This window comes from Streptomyces niveiscabiei, from assembly GCF_033794345.1.
GTDB lineage: Bacteria > Actinomycetota > Actinomycetes > Streptomycetales > Streptomycetaceae > Streptomyces > Streptomyces niveiscabiei.
The window spans coordinates 72169-96723 of record NZ_JARAYJ010000035.1 but is presented as its reverse complement, the minus strand read 5'-3'; the positions used below and the strand labels follow the sequence as shown (position 1 = coordinate 96723).

The following is a 24555-nucleotide window of genomic DNA, read 5'->3' as shown; positions in this document are numbered from 1 at the left end:
CTGTTGAGGGAGCGGAACTCGCCTGTGGAAGTGCGCCCCGGGCAGACGCCCGCGCACTCCCAGCCGTTGATCCCCAACACCACGACGAGGGACACGATCAACTCGGCGACTCGATGCCCCTCGGGATAGGGCCCATGCAAAGCGGTCCCCAGCACCGCATGCCGCTCCGGCACGGTGTACGCCAACTCCCCCCGCCCCACCGGCGCTTCCTCCCGCGTCGGCATCCGCAACTCCCGCCTCCGACCGAACACCACGAACCCCTCCTTGACCGCACCGACACGAACTCCCCATTGTCCGCCGCCCCTTGCTCCCCGCCCAGCCCCGACTCGGCCGGGAGAGAACACCTTTCGGCCGACACCGGGTGCCCGGATCAGCGCATGGGCCGCAGGCCCTCCCCACTCGTCCCGGTCGAGGTGCGCGTTGCCTCGTCCGGCAGGTTGAACATTCTCCGGTGCGCCCCCTTCAATGGCCGGATGGCGACGGCACAGACCCGTCTTCCACTCCGAGGCCGACCTGCAACACGGATTCGCCCGGACACTGTGGGAACTGGCACCGGACGTGGAATCCAGGTTGGAGGTACCGCAGCGGGAGGAGCCGGGGTGCAGAAGGTACCTGGATCTGCTGTGCATCGGCCGGACTCGTACCGCGATCGAGAGATCGAGAACTGGCACGCCTGCACTTCGTACGCGACATGGCCCGACTGGAGCGCTTCTGCGCGGGGCGGGAGCAGAACGGTCTCGCTGTCATGGTGACCAACGAAGCGTCCCTGTGGACTCCCCCCGCCCCTGGCCGCAAGCGGACCCGCGACGAGGAATTCCGGATCCACCAAGGACGCACACTCACCGGCACGTTGCTGTGGGCCGGGGGAACGTACAAGCGCAACACCTGCACGCTGCTGGGAACTTACGCCCTCTCCTGGAAGCCGTACTCGGAACTCGGCGGCCAGGGAGGGGAGTTCCGCTACCTGGCCGTGGAGGTCGGATCCGTCTCGTGATGGGACGGTGCTCAGTCGCTCGCCTTCGCCACGCCGATCGGGCATGAGACGCCCGTGCCGCCGATGCCGCAGTAGCCTGCGGGGTTCTTGTCGAGGTACTGCTGGTGGTACGCCTCGGCGGGGTAGAAGGGGCGGGTGTCGGCGGGGAGGATCTCTGTGGTGATCTCGGGGTGGCCGGCGTCCGTGAGGACCTTCTGGTAGGAGATGCGGGAGGAGTCCGCCGCGGCGGCCTGCGCGGGGGAGTGGGTATAGATCGCCGAGCGGTACTGGGTGCCCACGTCGTTGCCCTGGCGGAAGCCCTGCGTCGGGTTGTGGGACTCCCAGAAGGTGCGCAGGAGGGTGTCGTACGAGATGAGGGCGGGGTCGAAGACCACGCGGACGACCTCCGTGTGCCCGGTCATCCCGGAGCAGACCTCTTCGTACGTCGGGTTCTCGGTGTGACCGCCCTGGTAGCCGACGAGGGTCGTCCACACGCCCGCCGGGAGCTGCCAGAACTTCCGCTCGGCACCCCAGAAGCAGCCCATCGCGAAGTCGGCGACCTCGTACCCCTCGGGGTAGGGGCCCTGGAGGGGCGTGTCCAGCACGGTGTGCCGCTCCGGGACCTGGTACACGGGCGCCGGCCGGCCGGGGAGCGCCTGCTCCGGGGTGGGCAGTTGGGGCGTACGGCCGAAGAGCATCGCGTCTCCCTGTCGATCTGGGGCGGGTCCGCCGTCGCGGGTGGCGGCGCCCGGTACAACGTCCGGGACGCTGCGGGCATTCCGCGGGGCGAGGTGGAGCGGGGAGGCTGGGGTGGGGCACCGGCCGGAGTTCCGCTGCGAGACGTATGCCCGGGGGAGGGACGGATACGCCGGTGAGGGGCCGTGGCTCTCCGGTACTACCCGGGTAGGCCGCAGGGCGCGGGGGTACGGCTCCGGCGCTGAGCCCTGTGCGCCGCCGTACCCCGCCAGGTGTAACCGGGTACGACCCCGGTGCCAGCCCCGCAGAGCAGCGCGGCGGTACGGTTCCAGCGCTGCGGCCCCATACGGCCCCCTACGTCGCCGTACCCCGCCAGCCGTACCCGGGTACGACCCCGGAGCCGGCCCGCCCGCCCGCCGGCCCCCTCACGCCCGCAGCGTCGCCGGGCTCCCCCCGTTCGCCTCGTACCCCGCCACCGCCAGCGCCCGGTACACCGCGAACTCGCCCGCCGGGTCCTGCGACAGCGTCCACGGCAGCGCGCCCACGTGGCCGTCGACGTGCACGAGCTGGTTCATGGCCTCGGCCCACCGCTCGCTGCGGACGAGGAAGAACACCAGCAGATGCCGGACGTGCGCGAGCATCGGGTCGTCGCGGCGCGCGGAGTGCACCGCGTGCAGCGCGCCGTGGATCGCCTTGGTGACGACCTCGCCCTGGTAGAAGCCGCGCACGAGGTTGACCTCGGGAAGGTGCTCGAAGACCGAGAACAGCGGCATCGCCGCGAGCAGTGAACCCTGGGGCGCGCGGGCGGCGGCGGCCTCGGCGAAGGACTGGGCGATCTCCCGCGAGCCGTGCCACTTCTCGCACCAGTAGTGCAGGGCCGAGAGATGCGCGCCCATGTGGTCGGGGGCGCGGTCGAGGATCTTCAGCCAGAGCTGCTCGAACTCCTCGCGGGAGTAGTTCAGCCCCCGCGCGATGGACAGCTCGACGATGTACGGGACCGGGTCACCGGGGGCGAGGAGCGCCGCCTGCCCGCACGCCTCCTTCGCCTCCTCCATGATGATCCGGAAGTCGTCGGTCCCCGGCGCGGACGTCCGCCACGCCTGCTGCACCAGGAACTCGGCGTGCACCGCCGCACCGCCCGCGTCCTTCGGCTGCTCGGCACGCCACACCCGCAGCCACTGCCCGCCCGGGCTGTCGCTCACCCCGCCCGGCCGCTGCTGCAACTCCAGCGAGGCCGCCCCCGCGAACGCCTGCACCCGCTGCCACCGGACCTCGCCGTCCTTCGCGGTCCCCGCCAGCAACTGCTGCGCCGCGCGATAGTCCTGCGACCGCTGCACCACGTCCAGCACATCGACCAGGTCCTGGTCGGGGCCCGGCATCCGGACGTCCAACTCCTCCTCGCGCACGAAGCCGTAGTCCGCCGGGTCGGCAGCATCCGGGTGCCCCGGCGCGACCAGCTCGATCCCGCCCCGCCTGCGCCGCAGGAACGGCAGCAGCACGAAGCTCAGAAGCAGCGCCGCGATCAGGACCAAGAGAATCTCCATGCCTCAAGCGAACCAGACCCGACCGACAATTGGCGAACCCCCTCCCACGGCCTGTGGACAACTTCCCGGCCCCGCCCCCCGCCCCCCAGCCCGAACCGGCTCCGCCCCGGACTCCGTACCGCACCACCGCCCCGAGCGCACTACCCTCGGAACCCATGAGCGACAGGCACATCAGTCAGCACTTCGAGACGCTCGCCATCCACGCGGGCAACACGGCGGACCCCCTCACCGGGGCGGTCGTACCGCCGATCTACCAGGTCTCGACCTACAAGCAGGACGGCGTCGGCGGCCTGCGGGGCGGCTACGAGTACAGCCGCAGCGCCAACCCGACGCGCACGGCGCTGGAGGAGAACCTCGCGGCGCTGGAGGGCGGCCGGCGGGGGCTCGCGTTCGCGTCGGGGCTGGCGGCCGAGGACTGCCTGCTGCGCACCCTGCTGAGCCCGGGCGACCACGTGGTCATCCCGAACGACGCCTACGGCGGCACGTTCCGGCTGTTCGCGAAGGTCGTCGCCCGCTGGGGCGTGGAGTGGTCGGTGGCCGACACCAGCGACCTCGCGGCCGTGCGCGCGGCGATCACGCCGAGGACGAAGGCCGTGTGGGTGGAGACCCCCTCCAACCCGCTGCTCGGCATCACCGACATCGCCGCCGTCGCGCAGGTCGCGCACGACGCGGGCGCGCGCCTCGTCGTCGACAACACGTTCGCGACGCCCTACCTCCAGCAGCCCCTCGCGCTCGGCGCGGACGTCGTCGTGCACTCGCTGACGAAGTACATGGGCGGCCACTCCGACGTCGTCGGCGGCGCGCTGGTCACCGCGGACGAGGCGCTCGGGGAGGAACTGGCGTACCACCAGAACGCGATGGGCGCGGTCGCCGGGCCCTTCGACTCGTGGCTGGTGCTGCGCGGGGCGAAGACGCTGTCCGTGCGCATGGACCGGCACAGCGAGAACGCGGTGAAGGTCGCCGACATGCTGACCCGGCACGCGCGCGTGACGAACGTCCTCTACCCCGGTCTGCCGGACCACCCCGGGCACGAGGTCGCGGCCAAGCAGATGCGGTCCTTCGGCGGGATGGTCTCCTTCCAGGTGACCGGCGGCGAGGAGGCGGCCGTCGAGGTGTGCAACCGCGCGCGGGTGTTCACGCTGGGCGAGTCCCTCGGCGGCGTCGAGTCCCTGATCGAGCACCCGGGCCGGATGACGCACGCGTCGGCCGCCGGGTCCGCCCTGGAGGTCCCGGCCGACCTGGTCCGCCTCTCCGTGGGCATCGAGAACGTCGAGGACCTCCTGGAGGACCTCAAGCAGGCGCTCGGCTGACCTACCAGCCCTACCAGCCCTACCAGCCCTACCAGCGGACCACGGGTGGGGTCGTCTCGGACGGCGGCTCCACCCACGGCTGTGCCACGGCGGCCCACACGGCGAACGCGACGACGGCCGCGAACAGCAGCGTCCACATCACGCGCCGCGCCACCCTGCGCCACCACAGCAGCCGCCCGCCCCGCCGCACGGCCTCGCCCAGCACCTCCGCCGGCACCACCAGCGTCGGCCCCTCCATCATCCGCCGCACGGCCACTTCACGGTTCGACCGGCTGCTCATGACGGCACCGCCTTCGCCCCGCGCACCATCGGCGCGGGGCCCCGGGGCGGGTGCAGGAGGTTCGTGGTGGCCCGGTGGCAGATCGCGCGGGCGCGTTCGGGGGAGAGGCCGAGGAGGGCGGCGATCTGTTCCTCCGCGATGCCCTCGTGGTGGCGCAGGACCAGGATCAGGCGTTCCTGGGGGGTGAGGCGGGCCAGCGGGGAGTCGGGGTGGGTGGTGTGGTGGCGCCACGCGGAGTGGGCGAAGCGGGTCGCCAGGTGCCCGCGCGCGTGGTCGTACGGGTCGCCTTTCTGGACGCGGTCCCAGGACGCGTACGTACGCGCGAGGGCGCTCGCCAGCAGGCGTCGCGCGCGCGGGTTGTCGTCCGCGACCTCACCGGTGATGAGCGTGGCCGTCCACAGCAGCCGTCCCCCGGCACCCGCGACGAACGCCTCGAACTCCCGCACCCGGCACCTCCCCCGCCGTCTGGACCGTCCTCATCTGAGACCGGCGACCCCGCACCGGTCAACCCCCGTGCCCGGTGAAGCGTCCGACGATGTGAGGACCCTCAGGACTCCTGTGCGGGTTCCGCCCCCGGCAGGCCCTGGGCGGACATGCGCGCGGAGAGGGCGGTGTTGAAGCGGGTGAGCAGGGAGCAGAACACCTCGCGCTCCTCGGGCTGCCAGTCCTGCGTCAGCTCGGCCATCAACTGGCGCCGGGAGGAGCGGACCTCCTCCAGGCGGGCGGTGCCGCGCGGCGACAGCTGGAGGACGACGGCGCGGCCGTCCTCGGGGTGCGAGGTGCGCTTGACGAGGCCGGTGTCGACGAGGGGCGCGACCTGCCGGGTGACCGTCGAGGAGTCGATGCCCATGCTCGCGGCGAGCGCCTTCACGCCCATCGGGCCCTCTTTGTCGAGGCGGTTGAGCAGCAGGTACGCGGCACGGTCCATGGAGTTGCGGACCTGGCCCACGCCCCCGAGCCGGGTCTGTTCGGCGCGGCGGGCGAAGAGGGCGACCTCGTGCTGGAGGGCGTCGAGAAGACCGGTGTCACCGACGGTCGTCATGTCCATCGACATCTCTGGTGTTGTGGGCATGGCCGGGGGCTCGCTCCATCATGGGGGTGCTGGGTTGGGGGACAGGGTACGCGGCCGGACGGTCAGTCGTACCGGCGCTGCGCAAACCCGTCCCGCGCCTCGGTCGGCGGACTCGTTCCCGGCTGTGAACTGCGATGCTGGGGGCATGAGCCACAGCACGTCCGGCGCCCTGCGGTCCGTCACCCTCGACGACGTCCGGGGCGCCCAGAAGATGCTCTCGGGCGTGGCCCGCACGACGGCCATGGAAGGCAGCCGGCACCTCACCCAGCTCGTCGGCTCCCCGGTGCACCTCAAGTGCGAGAACCTCCAGCGCACGGGTTCGTTCAAGCTGCGTGGCGCGTACGTGCGGATCGCCGGTCTGCTCCCCGAGGAGCGCGCGGCCGGGGTGGTCGCCGCGAGCGCCGGCAACCACGCGCAGGGCGTCGCGCTCGCCTCGGCGCTGCTCGGCGTGCACGCGACGGTGTTCATGCCGCAGGGCGCACCCCTCCCGAAGATCAGCGCGACCCGCGAGTACGGCGCGGAGGTGCGCCTGCACGGCCAGGTGGTCGACGAGACGCTCGCCGCGGCGCAGGAGTACGCCGCCGGGACGGGCGCGGTGTTCATCCACCCCTTCGACCACCCGGACGTCATCGCGGGCCAGGGCACGGTGGGCCTGGAGATCCTGGAGCAGTGTCCGGAGGTCAGGACGATCGTCGTCGGCATCGGCGGGGGCGGGCTCGCGGCGGGCATCGCGGTCGCCGTGAAGGCGCTGCGCCCCGACGTACGGATCGTCGGCGTCCAGGCGTCCGGCGCCGCCGCGTACCCGCCGTCGCTCGCGGCCGGGCGGCCCGTGTCGGTGCGCTCCCCGCTGACGATGGCCGACGGCATCAGGGTCGGGCGCCCCGGTGACGTGCCGTTCGCGATCGTCCGCGACCTGGTCGACGAGGTGCGTACGGTCTCGGAGGACGCCCTGTCGGCCGCGCTGCTGCTGTGCCTGGAGCGGGCCAAGCTGGTCGTCGAACCGGCGGGCGCGAGCCCCGTCGCCGCGCTGCTGAGCGAGCCCGGCGCGTTCGAGGGGCCGGTCGTGGCGGTGCTGTCGGGCGGGAACGTGGACCCGGTGCTGATGCAACGCGTCCTGCGGCACGGAATGGCCGCGCAGGGCCGTTACCTCGCCGTGCGGCTGCGGCTCACGGACCGTCCCGGCGCCCTCGCGACGCTGCTGGGGGTGCTGTCGGGGGCCGACGCGAACGTCCTCGACATCAGCCATGTCCGCACCGACCCGCGGCTCGGGCTGGCCGAGGCCGAGGTCGAACTCCACCTGGAGACCAAGGGCCCGGCCCACTGCACCGAGGTCGGACAGGCCCTGCGGGCCGCCGGCTACACCGTCATCGACTAGGAAACCCCAGGTCACGAGAGTGCCGCTCGCCCGGACGGGTGAAATGCATTGAGCAACGCGATACATCGCGTTATGGTGTGTCGTACGTCGCTCGAACGTTCTGTCGGGCGATCCGGAAAGCACGAACCTACGCTTCTCGCACGACACCTTTCACCCGAACCGAAGAACCGCGAACCGAAGAATCCCCGAACACCCCGATGACGTGGAGAGCCCAATGCCGGGTGCGATCTACGCCGAAGGACTCGTCAAGACCTTCGGTGACGTCAAAGCCCTCGACGGCGTCGACCTCGACGTCCCCGAAGGCACGGTCCTGGGCCTGCTCGGCCCCAACGGCGCGGGCAAGACCACCGCCGTACGCTGCCTGACGACCCTGCTGCGCCCCGACAGCGGGCGCGCGGTCGTCGCCGGGCTCGACGTCCTCAAGCAGCCCAACGACGTACGCCGGTCCATCGGCCTGTCCGGCCAGTTCGCCGCGGTCGACGAGTACCTGACCGGCCGCGAGAACCTCGTCATGGTCGGCCGCCTCTACCAGATGGCACCCCGGCAGGCGAAGGCCCGCGCCGCCGAGCTCCTCGACCGCTTCGACCTCGCGGACGCCGCCGACCGCACCGCCAAGACGTACTCCGGCGGTATGCGCCGGCGCCTCGACCTCGCCGCCGCGCTCGTCGTCTCCCCGCCGGTCATGTTCATGGACGAACCGACGACCGGCCTCGACCCCCGCAACCGCCTGCTCCTGTGGGAGGTCATCAAGAACCTCGTCTCCGGCGGCACCACCCTCCTGCTCACCACGCAGTACCTGGAGGAGGCCGACCAGCTCGCCCACGACATCGCCGTCGTCGACCACGGCCGCGTCATCGCGCGCGGTACGTCCGACCAGCTCAAGGCGCGCACCGGCGGCGAGCGCGTCGAGGTCGTCGTCCACGAGCGCGGGCACATGTCCGCCGCCGCCGACCTCCTCGCCGCCTCCGGCAAGGGCTCCGTCACCGTCGAGGAGCACACCCGCCGGCTCACCGTCCCCGTCACCGGCGGCGCCAAGCTGCTCGCCGAGATCATCCGCGAACTCGACCTGCGCGGCATCGAGATCGACGACATCGGCCTGCGCAGGCCCACGCTCGACGACGTCTTCCTCTCCCTCACCGGGCACGTCGCGGAGGAGAAGACCGACAGCGACGCCGAGAGCGGCGGCGAGAAGACCGGGAAGGCCGAGAAGAAGGGCAGGACCGCGAAATGACCACCACCGAACCCCGGGTCGTCCCCGCCCCGCCACACCCCGCCGTCCAGTCCTTCCGGGACTCCATGGTCGTCGCCAAGCGGAACCTGATCCGCATGTCCCGCATCCCCGAGATGGTGTTGTTCGGGGTCATCCAGCCGGTCATGTTCGTCGTGCTGTTCGCCTACGTCTTCGGCGGGTCCATGAAGATCGGCGACAGCACCGACCCCGACGTCTACAAGAACTTCCTGATGGCCGGGATCTTCGCGCAGACCGTCACCTTCGCCACCGCCGGAGCGGGTGCCGGCATCGCCGACGACATGCACAAGGGCCTCATCGACCGGTTCCGCTCCCTGCCCATGGCCCGCGGCGCCGTCCTCACCGGGCGGACCATCGCCGACCTCGTCCAGACGGCGATCACCCTCGTCGTCCTCGCCGTCGTCGCCCTCCTCGTCGGCTGGCGCCTCGGCACCGACCAGCCCACCAACCTCGGCAAGATCCTCGGCGGCTTCGGCCTCCTGCTCCTCCTCGGCTACGCCTTCACTTGGATCGGCGCGCTGATCGGCCTCTCGGTGCGCACACCCGAGGCGGCCACCTCCGGCGGCCTCATCTGGCTCTTCCCCGTCACCTTCATCTCCAACGCCTTCGTCGACTCCGCCCAGATGACCCCCTGGCTGCGGCACATCGCCGAATGGAACCCCTTCAGCGCCACCGTCCAGGCTTGCCGCCAGCTCTTCGGCGACCCCGGCCTCTCCCGCTCCGACGCCTGGCCCATGCAGCACCCCGTCTGGGCCTCGGTCCTCTACTCCCTGCTGATCATCGTCGTCTTCCGCACGCTGGCGGTCCGCAAGTACCGTTCGGCGACGGCCTGATCTGGTGAGCGCCCCCGGCGCCCGCCGGCTCGCGGCCCCTCACCCCCGTACCACGACGAGACCCCCGTCACCGAACCGGTGACAGGGGCCGTCGAGGGCGTGGGACGGCTCAGCCGTTGTACGGGGTCGCTTTCAGGATGCGGACCATCGCCTTCTTGCCGTTGGGAAGCTCGTACTCCGCGTCCTCGCCGACCTTGTGGCCGATGACACCGGAGCCCAGGGGCGACTGGGGCGAGTACGTCTCGATCTCCGTGCTCGCGTATTCGCGGGACGCCAGCAGGAACGTCAGGGTGTCGTCCTCGTCGCCGTCGAAGGCGATCGTGACGACCATGCCGGGCGCGACCGCGCCGTCCGCGGACTGCGGGGCCTCACCGACCTTGGCGCTCTCCAGCAGCTGCGTGAGCTGGCGCACGCGAAGCTCCTGCTTGCCCTGCTCCTCCTTGGCCGCGTGGTAACCGCCGTTCTCGCGCAGGTCACCTTCCTCGCGCGCCGCCGCGATCTTCGCGGTGATCTCCGAGCGCGCGGGACCAGTAAGGTGCGCAAGCTCGTCCTTGAGCTTGTTGTACGCCTCCTGGGTCAGCCAGGTGACGTTCTCGCTGGTCTGGGTCACAGGTGCTCCTCGTCGGTACTGGGAATACAAAGCATCGCCCTACCCCGAAGCATGTTCCTTCAGGGACGGGCGAAACCACGAGCCTAACAATTCGACGGCGGAAGGGGGAGGACATAAGTCACCGGAAAACCGTCACCGCAGGTCAGAGCTACCCCGCAGGCGGGATACGTCGAACGGGTGAGCGCCGGTCTCAGCCCGGATGGCAGCCGAGCAGCTCGGCCGTCGTCCCCCGGGCCGTCGTACGGAGCGTGACGACCTTGTCGATGCGGGTGTCCGAGCCGGTGAAGCGGAAGTCCGCGCGGCCGACCTCGGCGCCGTTCGCGGCCTGGGAGCGGACCGTGCAGTAGCCGCTGGTCCCGGAGTCCTTGCGCACTTCGAGGTGGACGGAGACGGAGGAGTCGGAGACCTGGAAGGTGATCACCTCACCGCTGATCTCGTTCTGGCCGACGTAGTGCCAGCCGAACCAGCCGATGAGCCCGAGGAGCAGGACGCCCAGGACGCCGCCGAGGACCTTCAGCCGGTGGTCGGCCCGCGCGTCGGTCGTACGGCCGTAGCGCCCCTCGGGCGCGCTCGCACTTGCCGTACTCATGTCGGTCCTCCGGGCCCCGGAACAATTCGTCCCCCGATTCGGTCACTATAGAAGCCCCCCGCGCGCGGGCGACCACCGCCCCTCGGAGACCTCCCTACGGGGCGGACCGACGTGATTGCACACCGGACGACCGGGTGCCGACTGACTGAGGATGAGTCTTGACTGACCAGCTGCGACTGATGGCCGTCCACGCCCACCCCGACGACGAGTCGAGCAAGGGCGCGGCCACCATGGCGAAGTATGTGGCCGAGGGGGTGGACGTCCTGGTGGTCACCTGCACGGGCGGGGAGCGCGGCTCCATCCTGAACCCGAAGTTGCAGGGCGACACGTACATCGAGGAGCACATCCACGAGGTGCGCAAGAAAGAGATGGACGAGGCCCGCGAGATCCTCGGCATCAAGCAGGAGTGGCTCGGCTTCGTCGACTCCGGCCTGCCGGAGGGCGACCCGCTGCCGCCGCTCCCCGAGGGCTGCTTCGCCCTTGAGGATGAAGACAAGGCGGCCGGGGAACTCGTCCGCAAGATCCGTTCGTTCCGTCCACAGGTGATCACCACCTACGACGAGAACGGCGGCTACCCCCACCCCGACCACATCATGACCCACAAGATCTCGATGATCGCCTTCGAGGCGGCGGCGGACACCGAGAAGTACCCCGAGTCCGAGTACGGGCCCGCGTACCAGCCGCGCAAGCTCTACTACAACCAGGGCTTCAACCGGCAGCGCACCCAGGCCCTGCACGACGCGATGATCGCCCGCGGCATGGAGTCCCCGTACGAGGAGTGGCTCAAGCGCTGGGACGAGTTCGAGCGCGTCGAGCGCGTCCTGACCACGCACATCCCGTGCGCCGAGTACTACGAGATCCGCGACAAGGCGCTCCTCGCGCACGCCACGCAGATCGACCCCGACGGCGGCTGGTTCCGCGTTCCGATGGAGATCCAGAAGGAGGTCTGGCCGACCGAGGAGTACGAGCTCGCGAAGTCGCTCGTCGATTCGTCCATCCCCGAGGACGACCTCTTTGCGGGCATCCGCGACAATGCCTGACATGAGCGCAAGCGTGAGCCCGGCAATGACGCATTTCGTCCTCCTCGCCAAGGAGGTCGACGAGAACAAGGTCACCCCAGGCGTCCTCGGCTTCATCGTGTTCGCCGCCATGGCGTTGGCGGTGTGGGGGCTGATGAAGTCGATGAGCAAGCACATGAACCGGGTCGACTTCAAGGAACCGGGGGGTTCCGCCGAGGAGACCCCGGCTCCCGCCTCCGAGAAGCCGGCCAAGAGCTGACCCGTCGGTGGCTCGGTCGTACTACACGGGTACTACTGGGGTAGTACGGATACGTCGTGACGACCGGGCCGCACAGTACGGCGTGACCGGCGTCACCGTACCGGGGCGGTCCGCTCCAGCCGCCGGTCCATCCCGCAGTGCAGCGCGTACGCGAACCCCAGCGGGTTGCGGAACGTGTCCGCGAAGTGCCGGGCCAGCGTGTGCGCGATCTCGCCGGCCGTGTCGGCGGCGCCGAGATACCGGGTGACGAACGCGTACGCGTACTCCGCCGCGAACACCTGCGGCATCTCGATCTGCGGGCCCAGCACGCCGCCCGCGCCCGCCGTGATCAGCGCACCGCCGAGATACGTGAGGTCCGCGCCGCCCGGCAGGCCCGCGTAGCACGCGTTGAACAGCACCAGCGGACGGTACGGCAGCAGGCCCGCCGTCCGCCGCGCCAACACCGTGTGCGCATCGATGTCCTGACTGTCCGTCAGACGTACGACGAGCAGGGGAGCGCCCGCGTCCTGCGCCGCCTCGAACCTGCCGTGGCACCAGAAGTACATCAACTGGTCGTCCATACGCCCCGACTTGAGCGCCGCGAGCAGCTCGTCCCGGCGGGAGCGTTCCACGCATACGGTGCCCTCCGCGAGCGCCGTCGCCACGTCCGCCGCCCTCGTGCGGCCGTACGGGTCGATGTTCTTGTCGTGGTTCAGGCTCACCACCGGTACGGGCGGGGGGAGTTGGGGGTCCGCCTCGTCCGGGAAGTCCGCGTACCGGCCGCCCGTCTGCTCCATCTGGTGCCGGTAGCCCAGGAACCGGTGCAGCGGGTTCTCCTCGGCTCCCGCCGGCAGCGCCAGCATCGGCCAGGGCAGGAACAGGGCCGAGTCGACCCTGATCCTGAGCGGCTTCTCGCTGGTCAGCGCCTCCTGGACGACCCTCCGCAGCCGGTCGGCCCCCCGGCCGCCCGCGCCGAGCAGCTCGTGCCACAGGAGGTACGCGCCCTGTTCCGCCAACTCGTCGAGAATCTCGGTGAGTTCGGGTTCGTCCGTGAGGTCCATGCGGGTCGCGTAGGGCTCGCTCACCGGCATGCCGGTCGCCGGGTCCACCGGCTCGTGCGCCACCAACTCCCTTTTCCACAGGGTTCGCAGACGTGCCGCGCTGGATCGGACCGTCGCCGGGGAGACGTCCAGGCGGGCCGTGTACTCGTGCGGGGACGGAGGCAGCGCCGTGCCGTACGCGCGGGCCCTGATGTGGTCCTCCGCGTACGTGTCCAGGGTCAGGACCAGGTCCGGGTGGCGGATCGTCGACGCGGGGTGACGGGTGAAGCCGTGGCTGGGGTCCTGGGTGATGCGGAGGGGGAGTTCTTTCGGCACCGGTCAGGTCCTCCCGAGGGAGGTGGGGGTGGTGCCGGTGAGGTCGGCTCCGGGGGTGTCCGTCACGTCGAACTCCGTCTCCAGTTCCTGGAGGACCGTGCCGGTGAGGTGGTGTTCCACCGTGAAGCGGATGCGGTGGAGGCCCGGGCGGTGGGGGGTGAAGCGGAACTCGGCGCCGGCGTCCGTGTCGTCCGGGGGGCCGGGGCGGATCGTCACCGCGTGTTCCGGGGTGATGTCCGCCGGGGTGAGGGGAGTTGCCCGGGCGGAGAGCCAGGGGAGGGCGGCGGTCGTGGACCAGGGGTGACGCGGGCCGGGGACCACCTGGAGGGTGAGGCGGTTGTCGTCGTGGAGGGTGAGGCGGACGCGGGATTCCGTTGTGGGCAACCGGAGTTGGGTGCCTTCGTAGCGGGGCTCCGGGATGAGGAGGCGGGCTGCGACGGGGATGCGGAAACGGCCGTGTTCCCAGGGCCATTCGGTGGCGGCGAGGAGGGCGGGCGGGTAGCGGCGGGAGAGTTCGTGGAGGGCTTCGGGGGGTGGGTCATCGTTGATGGCGAAGGCTTGGGCGAGGGTGACCCAGGCGAGGCCGGCTTCGTCGCCGATGGACTGGAAACGGGCTCGGGCTTTGGCGAAGGCGTGGGAGCCGGAGGAGTGGTGAGGGGTGCGGATGGCCAGTTCGAGGGAGGTCCAGGCTTCGCCGTGGGGGCAGCCGAGGCGGGCGAACGCCTCGATGTTCCGGTTGAGTTCGATGAGCACGCCCGTGTCGGAGTACAGGGGCTGCCGGGCCCGTATGCATCTGAAGTGCCGTGACCAGGCCGCGCAGAGTTGGTCCGAGGACACGAGCGGTTCCCAGCGGCTGCGGAGGGGGGTCCGCGGCAGCGCGGAGAACAAGTCGGCCCAGTCGCCTGCCCGCCCGCTTCCCTGACGCGGTCTCGCGGACCTGGGTTCGGGCGGGGCGCCGTCCGGGTAACCGCTGGCACGCAACAACAGGGCGAGCCGCTGCTGTTCGACGCCCGCCCACTCCACTCCCGCAGTGTCGTGGACGTCCTGGAACGCCACCCGAGCGGCGTCGATCACCTTCTCCGCCTCGTCGAAGTCCCCGCTGAGCAGCCTCCAACGCCCGTACCAGAGCATCGCCCACGCCTCACCCCGCCGGTCCCCGGCGACCTGGTGCGCCTCGATCGCGCGCCGCAGCAAAGGGCCCACGCCGCACAGGTCGCCCCGGTCGCAGGCGACGGCGGCGCGGGTGTGCAGGACCCAGCCGTCGGCGGGGCGGCGTTCGGGGATCTCGGCGAGCAGCCGGGAGGCGGCGCGGAGGTTCCCCCGCTCCCACTCGCCCACGGCGGGCTGGAACGGAGAGGGGACGACAGCCGGTGAACCCACGAACCGCCAGAGCGCGGCCAGCGCCAACACCTGCTGGGAACGCTCCAGTTCCCGCGTCAGCGACCGCACGGCGTCCTTGCCCGCCCGGTCGTCCGGGGACAGGTCCAGGAGGCGTCCGGCGAGCAGGACGTACGTCCAGCCGAACCGGTCGACCGTTTCGGGCCGGTGGGTGTCCAGCAGCAGGCGCAGTGCTGTCACGGCACGGGAGCGGGTCTCGTCGGGGGACCAGTGCCGGGTGATCCCGGCGGCGGCCGTGCTGTGCAGCCGCATACCCGCGCGGTTCACGTCCGCCAGGCGGGCTCCCGCCAACTGGCCGGTGGATTCAGGCTGTTCGCGCGTCAGGAAATCGAGCGGTACGCGAAGAGGGCCGGTCGTGGTCAGCGCGGCCAGGCTCTCGTACAGGTGCATCGCTTCGGGACCCAGCGTCTCAGGGAAGCGCTGATCCTGCGGCGCGGTGACGGCCAGCACCATGACCACCCCGCTCGTCGCCAGTGACTCCATGACGTCGAGCAACGGCTGTCCGGGGCCGTCGAGACGCAGGACCAAGCCTCCGAAGCCTCGCAGCACCCGACGGGACAGCCTGACGACGGACTCCGCGAACTCCCGGGGAGAACCCACCAGTTCCTCGACGTCCGAGTCCCCGACCCGCTCCCGCAGCCCCGGCTCCGCCAGCACCCGCAGCAACGTCACCTCCGGCGGCTCGGACACCCCGATGTCCTCGACCCGGATCACCGGCACCCCCGCCGGAAGCCGCACCTCCTCCTCCAGCACCACCATCCGACGCCGGAGGAGTTCCTGATAGACGTCCACCCCGCCCCCTCCCTAAGCCGCCCCCGCCGACACCGCCACCCCCATCACTTCCCGCGCATGCCGCCCCGGCACCATCCGCAGCCGCCAAGCCTGCCAGCCCGCCTCCAGGCTCACCCCCCGCTCCAGCACCAACCCGAACGCGTCGACAAAGTCGCCCAGCTTCTCGTCCCGCAAGTCGTGGGTCTCGCGGCCGAGTTGGCGGAGCTCCTCCTGCGCGACGGCGGTCCCGACCTCGACCCCGCCGGGAGAGGCGTACGGCAGGAGCGTGCAGCGCAGGAAGCGCGCCCAGTCCTCGCCCCGCCGGTCGCCGTACGACGCGAAGAGGGCGATAGCCTCGTCGCACAGCGAAAGGGCCTGCGCCGTACGCGCGTTGCCCGCGTCGACGACGGCGAGTTCGAGGCACGTCCACGCCTCCCCGTGCGCGACCCCGATCCGCTGGAAGTCGGCGCGCGCGTCCACCAGCAACTGCCGGGCGAACCCGGAGTTGCGCAGGGACCCGGTCTGCGCGGCCCGCTGATCGCGGGTGACACGGGCGGACTGGTGGCGGGCGCAGGCGAGGCCGTAGACGTCGCGCATCCGGGAAAACATGGTCCGGGAGCGCTCCAACTCGCGCACCGAACGGTCGAGTTGACCGGTCTCCTCCAGGGCGAGGCCCAGGTAGTAGACGGTCCACGCCTCCCCGCGGGCGTCCTCGTTCTCCCGGTGCCGCGCGGCGGCGGCCCGCAGCTCCTCGGCCGCGAGCGCCGCGTCCCCGGCGATGAGCCGCGTCCGCGCGAGCTGCGTCAACGCCCACGCCTCGCCGCGGGCGTCACGGGTACGCCCGTACAGTTCGAGCGCCCGGTTCAACTCCCCGAAGGCGCCTTCGAGTTCACCGCGCCGCAGGTTCAGCTGGCCCAACTGGTAGTGCGCCCACGCCTCCCCGTGCACGGACCCGCCCCGCCGGTGCAGGACGAGCGACTCGGTGAGCAGCTCCAGCGCCTCGGACAGCCGCGCCCGGTCCCGCTCGACGGCGGCCAGCGCGTGCAACGACCACGCCCGGTCGGTCGCCAACTCCGGTACCTGTTGCAGGTCGAGAGCCTCGCGCAGCTTCACGGCCGCCTCCACCAGGTTCCCCTGGTGGTGCAGGGTGATCCCGAGCGAGCACAGCGCGCGGGCGGCACCGGCGTCGTGGTGCGCTTCGAGATACAGGTCGACGACGGACGTCAGCGTCGTGCGCGCCTTGTCCAGCTCACCGAGCTGCCGCGCGGCGATCCCGGTACGCCACTGCACGGACCGCACGAGCAGCCCCCGGTCGATGGACTGCGCCAACTCGCTGATCTCACCGAGCCGGTAGAGGTCGCCGCGCAGCAGGCAGTAGTCGCACAGCGCGCCCAGCAGACTGAGCACGGCGGCCTGGTCGACGCCCTCGGCGTGCCGCAGCGTCGCCGTGATGAAGCTGGACTCGTCGTCGAGCCACCGCAACGCCTCGTCCAGGGACGTGAATCCGTGCGGGCTGAACCGGTCGGACCGCGTCGACATGTTGCCGTCGACCAAACGCAGCACGGAGTCGGCGAGTTCGGAATAGCTGACGATCAACCGCTCCTGCGCGGCGACGAGTTCACTCGTCTCCTCCTCGTCCTGCAACCGGGCGGCTGCGAACGCGCGCACCACGTCGTGCAGCCGGAACCGGTCCCCGCGCACCCGGTCGATCAGCCCGGCACGCGCCAACTCGCCCAGCAGCCGGGCCGCTTCGCTCCGGTCGGTGGCGAGCAGCGCGGCAGCGGCGGCGGCCCCCAGCGAGGCCCGCCCGGCGAGCGCGAGCCGGCGCAGCAGCCGCCGGGTCTGCTCGGGCTGGTCGGTGTAACGCAGCCACAGGGCACGGTCGGTGGGCTGTACGGGGCCGTACGCGCCCAGTTCCGTGGCGAGTTGGCGTGGCGAACGCGGGCCCAGCGCGGAACCGGCGATGCGCAGCGCCAGCGGGAGGCCGCCGCACAGGTCCAGGACCCGGTCGGTGGACTCCGCGTCGTAGGGGCCCGTGCTGTCCTGCGCGGCAGCCGCCAGCAGTTCCTCGGAGCCGGCCGCCTCCAGCGGGCGTACCGGCAACTCGTGGACCCACGCGCCGAGTTCGGCGGGCAGCGGGAGCGGCGTACGGGATGTCACCAGGACCAGGCTGTCCGAGCGCTCCGGGATCAGCGTGCGGACCTGCGCCGGGTCGGAGGCGTCGTCCAGGACGACCGTGACCGGGAGCTTCGTCAGGTGCTGGTAGTACAGCTCGCTCAGCCGCTTCACCTGCTGGTCCGCCGACGACCGCTCCCGGAACAGGAGTTGCTCGCGCGGCGCGCCCAGCCGGTTCAGCAGGTGCAGCAGCGCGTCCCGCGTCGACAGCGGGCCCTCGTCCGAACCGCCGCGCAGGTCCACGACGCAGGCGCCCCGGAACTGGTCGCGCAGATCGTGCGCCGCGCGCACCGCGAGCGCCGTACGCCCGCTGCCGGGTTCGCCGTGCAGCACCACCACCGTCGGGCGGGTCCGCGTCGACGCCCGGCCCGCCTGCACCCACTGCCTGATCTTCGCCAGCTCCTGCCGTCGGCCCGCGAACACCCCGGACGACTCGGGGAGTTGGGCGTACGACTGCTCAAGCAGCGTACGGCCGCGCGCGGCTGCGCTCTTGTCGGTGCCCTTCAGCTGCGGCCCCGTCGCCTTCGGGCCCGTCGACGCGCTCAGCACCCGCTGCTGGTCGAGGAACGGGCGGATGCCCCGCACCTCGAGCGCCGTCAGCCACTGGAGCCGCAACTGCTCGGCCCCGCCCGGCTGTCCGGCCGCGCCGGCCCGGCGGCTCGCGGCCGGCAGATGCGTGCCGGCGACCTTCACGACCGTCGCCGCGGCGCCCACGACCCCGACCGCGAGGCCCGCGCCGAACGCCGTGCCCGTGCCCGTGCCGAGCACCAGGTCGGCCACCGTCGTCGTCACCGCGGCAACACCCGCGATCAGCAGCGGAGTTCGGCCGCCCTCCTCGGCGTACCGCTGCCCGAAGCTCACGTTCGCCGCCTCGGCCTCGCTCAACGCCCTCGTGTACGCCTCGTACTCGGCGCCGGCGGTCTCCGCCATGGCATCGAGCGCGCCCCGCGCCCTCCCCAGCAGCACCTTCCCGTCCGTACGCCCCCCGGACCGCCGCACCTCCTCCTCAACAGCCCGAACCACCAACCGCTCGGCCTCGACCCGATGACTGTCCCGCATGTCCCGTCCCCCTCCGGCGGCAACAGCTGTCCTTGGTCAAGTGTGCGGCGGGGGGCGCCCGGATGCGAAGGGGAGAACTGGCACCGTCCTGTCACAACTCGTTGCCGGGGGTCGGCAGGGAGGGGGCGCGGGGGCGCGTCGGACGGCTCACCAGGCCGGTCGACGCCGAGGGGGATCGACTGGGGGAGGCGTTCATACCTCTCTGATGTCCTCCTGGCCGACCGGTTCCACCCGCAGCCGGGAGAGCACCCACGCCAAGCGCGCCCGGTCGGTCTTCCCGCGCACGGCCTCCGCAATGGTCAGCGCCGCTCGGCGTTCTCGTCCCCGAACAGCTCTCGACGAGCGGCTTCGACCTCCTGTTCCGTGAGCGTGCCGTGCACTTCCTCGTGGGCCGCGACGACCGGTTCGAGAGCGTTCTCCCGGCTCGTGTCCGGCCCTGTGAGAGGCTGGATCGCATGAACCGGCTAGCGGGTGTGACCTCGCCGTATCTGCTCCAGCACGCTGACAATCCGGTCGACTGGTGGCCGTGGACACCGGAGGCTTTCGAGGAAGCGCGACGGAGGGACGTCCCCGTTCTGCTGTCGGTCGGCTACTCCGCGTGCCACTGGTGTCAGTGAACTCGCAGACCTGGTAGTCGATGGTCCTCGCGTCTGTCTGCGGCGCGGGCGACACACTCAGGCCCAAGCGGACCGCAAGTTGACTCAAGCAGGCGGGCTGGGGCTGGCCGCAGGGGATGTCGACCGTACCCTTTCCAGGAGGCCCAAAGGCCGGGCCAGGCCGCGGTCTGGGGAATGCTGATCGGCTGGCTGCCCTTCCTGGCGCTCAGGCTCGCAGCCGCGCGAAGCACCTCTCCAGCCCAGGGGGAGGATTGTTGTGTGGCCGCTGACGGCCTCGCCAGGCAACTGGAACTCCAAGGCAGACGTTTGGCATCTCCGCAGATGGAGGAGCGAAACTCGGGTGCCGAGGTTCCACCGTCTGAGACTATTGCTGAGGAAAAGCTGGCGTGCCGCTGGAGCGGTGTGCGTTGAGGTCGGCAGGGCCTCGCCAGACATGGTTTGACCGAACGGGAGCCCAGGTGTCCTTGGAACGGTTCTCGCTGGAGAACTATCGCTGCTTCAGGGAGAGACAAGAGGTGGAGCTTGGAAAGATCACCGTGGTGCTGGGCCGGAACAATTCTGGCAAGAGTGCGGTCGTACGAGCGCTCCCGCTCCTTTCCCATGGTATCCGCAGTGACTCCCCGCACCCTCTGGATCTGGACCTGATCCAGGGCTTCACTCCTTCGTTCGCCGATCTGATCCACGGCTCGTCACCTCATGGACACATTCGCCTGGGAGCGTCGATCGGGCGCGAAGACGGTGGGACCGTCAGCGCCACAGCCGAGGTCCAGAACATCGCCAACCAGGGAATTCAGCTGGTCTCCTCGGTGCAGATCTTCTGCGGGACAGAGGTCGCGAACATCTCATGGATGCCAGGCGTCGACGCCTACTCTCCGGAGAAGCGTGCGTATCTTGTCGACGGCGAGGAGGCCAAAGTCGGATTTCGCGGGCTGCTGCCCGATCCGGCCGACTGGCCGGACTCCGTCGGTGGTGTCAGCGGCGTCACTGGGCTCATTAGGGAAGGCCTCGACGAGATCCGGTATTTGGGTCCGTTCAGGAAGAGCCCGGAGCGCTTCTTCCGGTCTACCGCCAGAACCCTGGGCAGCGTCGGCTATCGGGGCGAGAGGGCGCTCGGCATGCTCGCCGCGGACGAGGTGTACGGGCGCGGTCTGATCGGCCGTGAGGTGAACACCCTACTGGAAAGCATCCTGGCCGGGTGGCGGCTCGAAATCACCGATGTCGGCTCCGGGATGTACATCCCCAAGCTGCGTTCCCTGCGCGACCCCGATCTCGTCGTCCACATCGACGACGTCGGCACCGGTGTGGTCCAGTTCCTGCCGATAGTGATCCAGCTGGCCGCGGACCGCGTGGAATCGCCCGCCGGGCCGGTGATCGAGATCGTGGAGGAGCCCGAACTCCATCTCCACCCTTCGGCACACGCCGCGATCGCCGATCTCTACGTCGACGCCGTGCAGGAGTCACAGGTGCGCTTCCTGGTGGAGACGCACAGCGAGAACTTCCTCCTCAGGCTGCGCCGGCGAGTCGCGGAGCGGAAGCTGGCGCCGGAGGACGTGAAGATCTACTTCGTTGAGCAGGCCGAGGGGGCGGCCACCGTGCGGAAGATCGAGGTGGACGCCCTCGGCAACCTCGACTACTGGCCGCGGGGGGTCTTCGCGGAGGACTTCGAGGAGGCGCGCGCCCTCGCGGACGCGCAGGCGAATCGGATCGACGATGCGCGTTGAGATTCCCGTCGATCTGCTGAAGGACCGTCAAGGCGACGAGAACGCAGAGCTCATATTGAAGCTGATCGCGTTCTTCAGGGAGGGGCGGCACGAGTGGGCGATCTCCCCGCGTGATGTGGATGCCGTCCATACGTTCCTGGAGCGACACCTCCCAGTCTTGGCGCAGAGCTACCGGCTGCTCGCGCAGAAGGCGAGCATGGCGCAGACATGGGCGCCGCACGGGGGGACCACGGGCGTGGTCAGGGTGGCCAGCGAGACGCTCTCGGCGGACATCCGCGACTTGGAGCGGCCGGCCGTGCTGGTCGTGGAGAACGCGATCTACGACTGGCAGATGATCGAGGCGCTTGCGCGTCTGCTCGGCTGCGAGGACGTCATCGACGCCAAGGAGGGCAGCCGCCTCGGCGTGTACAACGGAGGCGGCAAGGACGGGGCGACCCTGCACGCGGTCCATCAGGCCGCGCTGTTCTCCCGTACCAAACGTGTGGTCCTCGTCATCGACAGCGACAGCTTCCACCCCACGGACCGGACCGGCAATCACGAGAAGGCAGAAGCCGCGGCCCGTGAAGGCGTGAGTGTGCACGTCCTCAGCTTCCGGGAGATGGAGAATTACATTCCCAACCGGGTCCTGGCCCGGCAGCCGAAGAAGACCGTCGGAATGTCCTCCATGGCCAAGCGCCTGGAGTCCTTCAAGACCTTCTCGCCTGAGCAGCGAGCCCACTTCGACATGAAGCACGGATTCAAGGGGAAGCCGCAGAAGGGTGCCGACCAGAAGGGGCGCCACTCCAAGAAGGCCGGGACCACCTACGCCATCCCGCAGCGCCACGGTGATTTGTACGACGAAGTGGCGGAGCAGGATCTCATCACCCTCCAGGAGGGATTCGGAACGGAATTGCCGAGTCTGTTCCTGCAAGAGGTGATGCGCGGCGGCATATCGGAGCGGGACCTGGACGGCCTGGGCCCCGGAGCGAAACAGGAATTGCAATTGATGTTCGAAACGATTCGGGGTGTGATCTGAGAATGGGAGACATCGAGGTGGTCAAGGATATCTCCGTGGTGCCGGAGGTCCACTTCCTGGAGCAGGTCCTGGAGCGGATCGCGCAGGGCGAGCTGCGGGTGCCGAAGTTCCAGCGCCCCTTCCTGTGGCGCCCCGAGCAGATGCTCCAGCTCTTCGACAGCATGGAGCGCGGCTACCCGATGGGCAGCCTGCTCATTTGGGAGACCACCATGCCGCTCGAAAGCCTCGACACCATCGGTGGGCGCAGGATTCCGCCGGCATCGGAAGGGGCGAAGGTCGCCTACGTCCTGGACGGTCACCAGCGGCTCTCGACGCTGTTCGGCGTCCTCCACCGCTCGGCTGACGCTCCGCGGTCCGCCCGCCAGGAAGACTGGATGTGGTGGGTCTACCGGCCTCTCGTCCGGTCGGAGCACGACGGCGTGCGCTACCGCCACTGGAAGAGCAGCGAGCCGGTGCCCGGCCACTTCCTGCCCATGCGGTCCGTACTGGGGACCCTGGACTTTCTCGAATACGCACGGACGTTGTCCGACGTTTCCCACTCCCGCGAGGAGGCCGACCGTCTCACCAAGGAGAGCGAGCGCATCGCGAAGCGGGTGAAGAACTACAAGGTCTCCGTGGTGCGTATGGAGGGCGGCACTCTGCAGCAGGCCATCGAGGTCTTCTCCAGGATCAACAGCAGCGGCCAGAAGATGCGTCCCGACCAGATGGTCTCCGCACTGACCTACGGGACGATCGGCTCGGAGACGCTCAGCGACAAGATGGAGGAGATCAAGGGGCGGATCGCCGCTTCGGGCTTCGGCGAGATCCCGATCATGACGATCTTCCAGACCGTTCTCGCGCTGTCCGGCGAGGAGGACGTATATGGGGACACTTCCTGGGAGACGATGGCTCGCAAGGTCCAGGGGCAGCTCACGACCGCAGTGGAAGACACTGACCTGATCCTCCAGAAGGTGGTCGAGTTCCTGCGGGAGGAGGTCCGGGTCCCGCTGGCTCGCCTGGTTCCGTACAACATCCAGATCATGCTGCTCGCCGTCTTCTTCCACTTCTCCGACAACGTCGAAGCGGAGCAGCGGGTCAAGCTCCGGCACTGGTTCTGGACCACATCCCTGGCGGGCACCTTCGCCGGGTCCACCACCACCCAGGTCCGGAAATTCATTACGGAGATGAAGGCATTCGCCCGGGGCAAGGGCGGGCTCAGCTACTCCGCTGAGCGGGCCCGTTCCTTCCCCGAACGCTTCGACCTGCGCAGCGCGCGAGTGCGCGCCTACCTCATTTGGGACCTGCAGACGTTCCCGGACCGGAAGAACCTCGACGGCGGCAGCGCCAACGTACTGGAACAGCTGGCGACGGCGCACAGCGAGACTTATCGACACGTCATCACCCAGAGCGGGGTCCCCGGAGCTTCCAGTCCTGCCAACCGGATCGTCATGACGACGCCGCCGGGTGTGTCGATCCGGCAGGCGCTCATCAGGCTCGCGGAGGACGGACGGACCGACATCCTGGACTCGCACGGAGTCAGCCTCGCGTCCATCGAGTACCTCAAGGCCGACGAGTTCACCGAGTTCATCCTTGCCCGGCAGCACGAACTAGCGGCGCGGGAGCGGCAGTTCATCGAGAGCCTGGGCATTAAGTCGGCCGACAAGGAGGTCGGCGAGGCCGACATTGACACCGAGTGAGGTGCAGTTAGTCCAGGCTTGTGTAGCCTCAGCCCTGCGTGAACCGGCATGGCTGTGCGGGATGCCTCGCTATTGTCCCGCACAACCAGGATCATCACACAGCTTCTCCGCTCGACTCATGAGGGTAGGCATACCTTTCCGTTCCCTCCTGTATCACGCCGATGGTGATGTCAGCACGTTGGCGTTGATGAACGGTGACTGGATACCAGGACTTGGCTTGCCTTTTGGACGGTTGCCCAGTTGGCACGGTCGGTCGCCCACGTGCCCTTGAGTAGTTCTTGACCGGGTGCGGCTGAACGATCGTGTGCGAGTTGGAGTCGCATCCGCATGTGGTGCGTCAAGCGTCGATAGCGGGGCGGCTTCTCGGCACCTTACAAGAGTCCGAGATCGACCGTGATGGAGAAAGGCGCGGTGGCCTTCACCATGCCGGTGAACATCTCGCCGTCCCTGTAAGCCTTGGTTGCAGGATCGAGGACATAGGTGTAAACGATCGGGACACCGGTGGCGGCCTGTTCGACCCGCCAATAGAAGGGGATGCCGGCCTTGGCGTACTGGTCCACCTTCACGATCCGGTCAGTTGTTTCCGAACCGGGCGAGACGACCTCGACGACCAGGAGGACGTGCTCGGGGCGAGTGGGCGTGAGGTCGATGGTCTCCGCCCGGTAGACGATGACGTCCGGACGGCGGTTGGTAAGCGGAACGTCCTGCAGGCGGACGTCGAAGTCCGTGTCCGCGTTCCAGTCGGGGCCCGCGGCGGCGTCCAGGGCATTGGCCAGGACCCGGGCCAGCCGGTTGTGCCGCTTGGAGGCGCTCGGGCTCACGACGACCATCCCGTCCACGATCTCGATGCCGGCGCACTGCTCCTCAGACCAGGAGTCGTACTGCTCCGCGCTGATCTGCGAATGCATCCACGCGGGCGCCACCATCTCGGCGGTCATCGTGTACCTCCTTCGAGGAGC

At 69.9% G+C, this 24555-nt stretch carries 21 protein-coding genes and 3 pseudogenes; 11 read left to right on the top strand and 13 right to left on the bottom strand.

Annotated features, from left to right (window positions below):
* Positions 1 to 254 (bottom strand): annotated as a pseudogene (locus tag PV682_RS34820) (hypothetical protein); the annotation flags it as partial.
* 437 nt (positions 255 to 691) lie between these two features.
* Between PV682_RS34820 and PV682_RS34815 the strand changes: the two are divergent.
* Entirely contained in the window at positions 692 to 994 is a 303-nt protein-coding gene (locus PV682_RS34815) for a hypothetical protein (RefSeq protein ID WP_319735745.1), read from the top strand.
* A gap of 11 nt (positions 995 to 1005) precedes the next feature.
* Here the strand turns inward: PV682_RS34815 and msrA are convergent, their stop codons facing one another.
* Together msrA and PV682_RS34805 are read right to left on the bottom strand one after the other, a co-directional pair.
* Entirely contained in the window at positions 1006 to 1671 is a 666-nt protein-coding gene (gene msrA, locus PV682_RS34810) for a peptide-methionine (S)-S-oxide reductase MsrA (protein ID WP_319735744.1), read from the bottom strand.
* Between the two features lie 423 nt (positions 1672 to 2094).
* A complete protein-coding gene (locus PV682_RS34805) occupies positions 2095 to 3213 on the bottom strand; it encodes a hypothetical protein (protein WP_319735743.1) in 1119 nt (372 codons plus the stop codon).
* Positions 3214 to 3368: 155 nt separating this feature from the next.
* Here PV682_RS34805 and PV682_RS34800 point away from each other — a divergent pair, with 155 nt between their 5' ends.
* Positions 3369 to 4523: a cystathionine gamma-synthase gene (locus tag PV682_RS34800; RefSeq protein ID WP_055723567.1), complete on the top strand. Its 1155-nt coding sequence runs from the start codon at positions 3369 to 3371 to the stop codon at positions 4521 to 4523.
* Between the two features lie 28 nt (positions 4524 to 4551).
* On the opposite strand, the gene PV682_RS34795 is transcribed toward PV682_RS34800, so the two are convergent.
* The 3 genes from PV682_RS34795 to PV682_RS34785 all read right to left on the bottom strand — a co-directional run bounded on the left by PV682_RS34795 (position 4552) and on the right by PV682_RS34785 (position 5857).
* Entirely contained in the window at positions 4552 to 4803 is a 252-nt protein-coding gene (locus PV682_RS34795) for a hypothetical protein (RefSeq protein ID WP_055723568.1), read from the bottom strand.
* On the bottom strand, positions 4800 to 5249 hold the full coding sequence (locus tag PV682_RS34790) for a sigma factor-like helix-turn-helix DNA-binding protein (RefSeq protein ID WP_109363765.1): 450 nt from the start codon (positions 5247 to 5249) through the stop codon (positions 4800 to 4802). The genes PV682_RS34795 and PV682_RS34790 overlap by 4 nt, the downstream gene beginning before the upstream one ends.
* 101 nt (positions 5250 to 5350) lie before the next feature.
* Entirely contained in the window at positions 5351 to 5857 is a 507-nt protein-coding gene (locus PV682_RS34785; RefSeq protein WP_055723570.1) for a MarR family winged helix-turn-helix transcriptional regulator, read from the bottom strand.
* Between the two features lie 163 nt (positions 5858 to 6020).
* On the opposite strand from PV682_RS34785, the gene ilvA reads away from it, so the two are divergent.
* The 3 genes from ilvA (at position 6021) to PV682_RS34770 (ending at position 9332) form a co-directional block, all read left to right on the top strand.
* Positions 6021 to 7250, top strand: coding sequence for a threonine ammonia-lyase (gene ilvA / locus PV682_RS34780; protein WP_319735742.1), 1230 nt, complete (start codon positions 6021 to 6023; stop codon positions 7248 to 7250).
* A gap of 214 nt (positions 7251 to 7464) precedes the next feature.
* Entirely contained in the window at positions 7465 to 8481 is a 1017-nt protein-coding gene (locus PV682_RS34775; RefSeq protein WP_319735741.1) for an ATP-binding cassette domain-containing protein, read from the top strand.
* Entirely contained in the window at positions 8478 to 9332 is an 855-nt protein-coding gene (locus PV682_RS34770; protein WP_319735740.1) for an ABC transporter permease, read from the top strand. The genes PV682_RS34775 and PV682_RS34770 overlap by 4 nt, the downstream gene beginning before the upstream one ends.
* A 109-nt stretch (positions 9333 to 9441) precedes the next feature.
* Here the strand turns inward: PV682_RS34770 and greA are convergent, their stop codons facing one another.
* Positions 9442 to 9942, bottom strand: coding sequence for a transcription elongation factor GreA (gene greA, locus PV682_RS34765; RefSeq protein ID WP_055723574.1), 501 nt, complete (start codon positions 9940 to 9942; stop codon positions 9442 to 9444).
* A gap of 190 nt (positions 9943 to 10132) precedes the next feature.
* Positions 10133 to 10531, bottom strand: a complete 399-nt coding sequence (locus PV682_RS34760) for a DUF4307 domain-containing protein (RefSeq protein ID WP_319735739.1) — start codon at positions 10529 to 10531, stop codon at positions 10133 to 10135.
* A gap of 179 nt (positions 10532 to 10710) precedes the next feature.
* Here PV682_RS34760 and mca point away from each other — a divergent pair, with 179 nt between their 5' ends.
* Positions 10711 to 11571, top strand: coding sequence for a mycothiol conjugate amidase Mca (gene mca, locus PV682_RS34755; RefSeq protein WP_319735749.1), 861 nt, complete (start codon positions 10711 to 10713; stop codon positions 11569 to 11571).
* Positions 11564 to 11809 (top strand): hypothetical protein, encoded by a 246-nt coding sequence (locus tag PV682_RS34750; RefSeq protein WP_319735738.1) that lies wholly within the window; start codon positions 11564 to 11566, stop codon positions 11807 to 11809. The genes mca and PV682_RS34750 overlap by 8 nt, the downstream gene beginning before the upstream one ends.
* 92 nt (positions 11810 to 11901) lie before the next feature.
* On the opposite strand, the gene PV682_RS34745 is transcribed toward PV682_RS34750, so the two are convergent.
* From PV682_RS34745 to PV682_RS34730, 4 genes and pseudogenes are all read right to left on the bottom strand, one after another.
* Positions 11902 to 13164, bottom strand: coding sequence for a CHAT domain-containing protein (locus PV682_RS34745; protein ID WP_319735737.1), 1263 nt, complete (start codon positions 13162 to 13164; stop codon positions 11902 to 11904).
* Positions 13165 to 13167: 3 nt separating this feature from the next.
* Entirely contained in the window at positions 13168 to 15354 is a 2187-nt protein-coding gene (locus PV682_RS34740) for a tetratricopeptide repeat protein (protein ID WP_319735736.1), read from the bottom strand.
* A 12-nt stretch (positions 15355 to 15366) separates the two neighbouring features.
* The gene (locus tag PV682_RS34735; protein WP_319735735.1) at positions 15367 to 18567 is read right to left on the bottom strand and encodes a tetratricopeptide repeat protein; all 3201 of its coding nucleotides are present in this window, start codon (positions 18565 to 18567) and stop codon (positions 15367 to 15369) included.
* Positions 18568 to 18774: 207 nt separating this feature from the next.
* Positions 18775 to 18876, bottom strand: a pseudogene (locus tag PV682_RS34730) (DNA-binding protein); the annotation flags it as partial.
* Positions 18877 to 19022: 146 nt separating this feature from the next.
* Between PV682_RS34730 and PV682_RS34725 the strand changes: the two are divergent.
* From PV682_RS34725 to PV682_RS34710, 4 genes and pseudogenes are all read left to right on the top strand, one after another.
* A pseudogene (locus tag PV682_RS34725) lies at positions 19023 to 19178 on the top strand (DUF255 domain-containing protein); the annotation flags it as partial.
* A 464-nt stretch (positions 19179 to 19642) separates the two neighbouring features.
* Positions 19643 to 20905, top strand: a complete 1263-nt coding sequence (locus PV682_RS34720) for an AAA family ATPase (protein WP_319735734.1) — start codon at positions 19643 to 19645, stop codon at positions 20903 to 20905.
* Positions 20895 to 21920, top strand: coding sequence for a hypothetical protein (locus tag PV682_RS34715; protein ID WP_319735733.1), 1026 nt, complete (start codon positions 20895 to 20897; stop codon positions 21918 to 21920). The genes PV682_RS34720 and PV682_RS34715 overlap by 11 nt, the downstream gene beginning before the upstream one ends.
* Positions 21921 to 21922: 2 nt before the next feature.
* Positions 21923 to 23596, top strand: a complete 1674-nt coding sequence (locus tag PV682_RS34710) for a DUF262 domain-containing protein (RefSeq protein WP_319735732.1) — start codon at positions 21923 to 21925, stop codon at positions 23594 to 23596.
* A 371-nt stretch (positions 23597 to 23967) separates the two neighbouring features.
* Here the strand turns inward: PV682_RS34710 and PV682_RS34705 are convergent, their stop codons facing one another.
* Complete coding sequence (locus PV682_RS34705; protein WP_319735731.1) at positions 23968 to 24534, bottom strand: Uma2 family endonuclease; 567 nt, start codon at positions 24532 to 24534, stop codon at positions 23968 to 23970.
* Positions 24535 to 24555 lie beyond the last annotated feature (21 nt).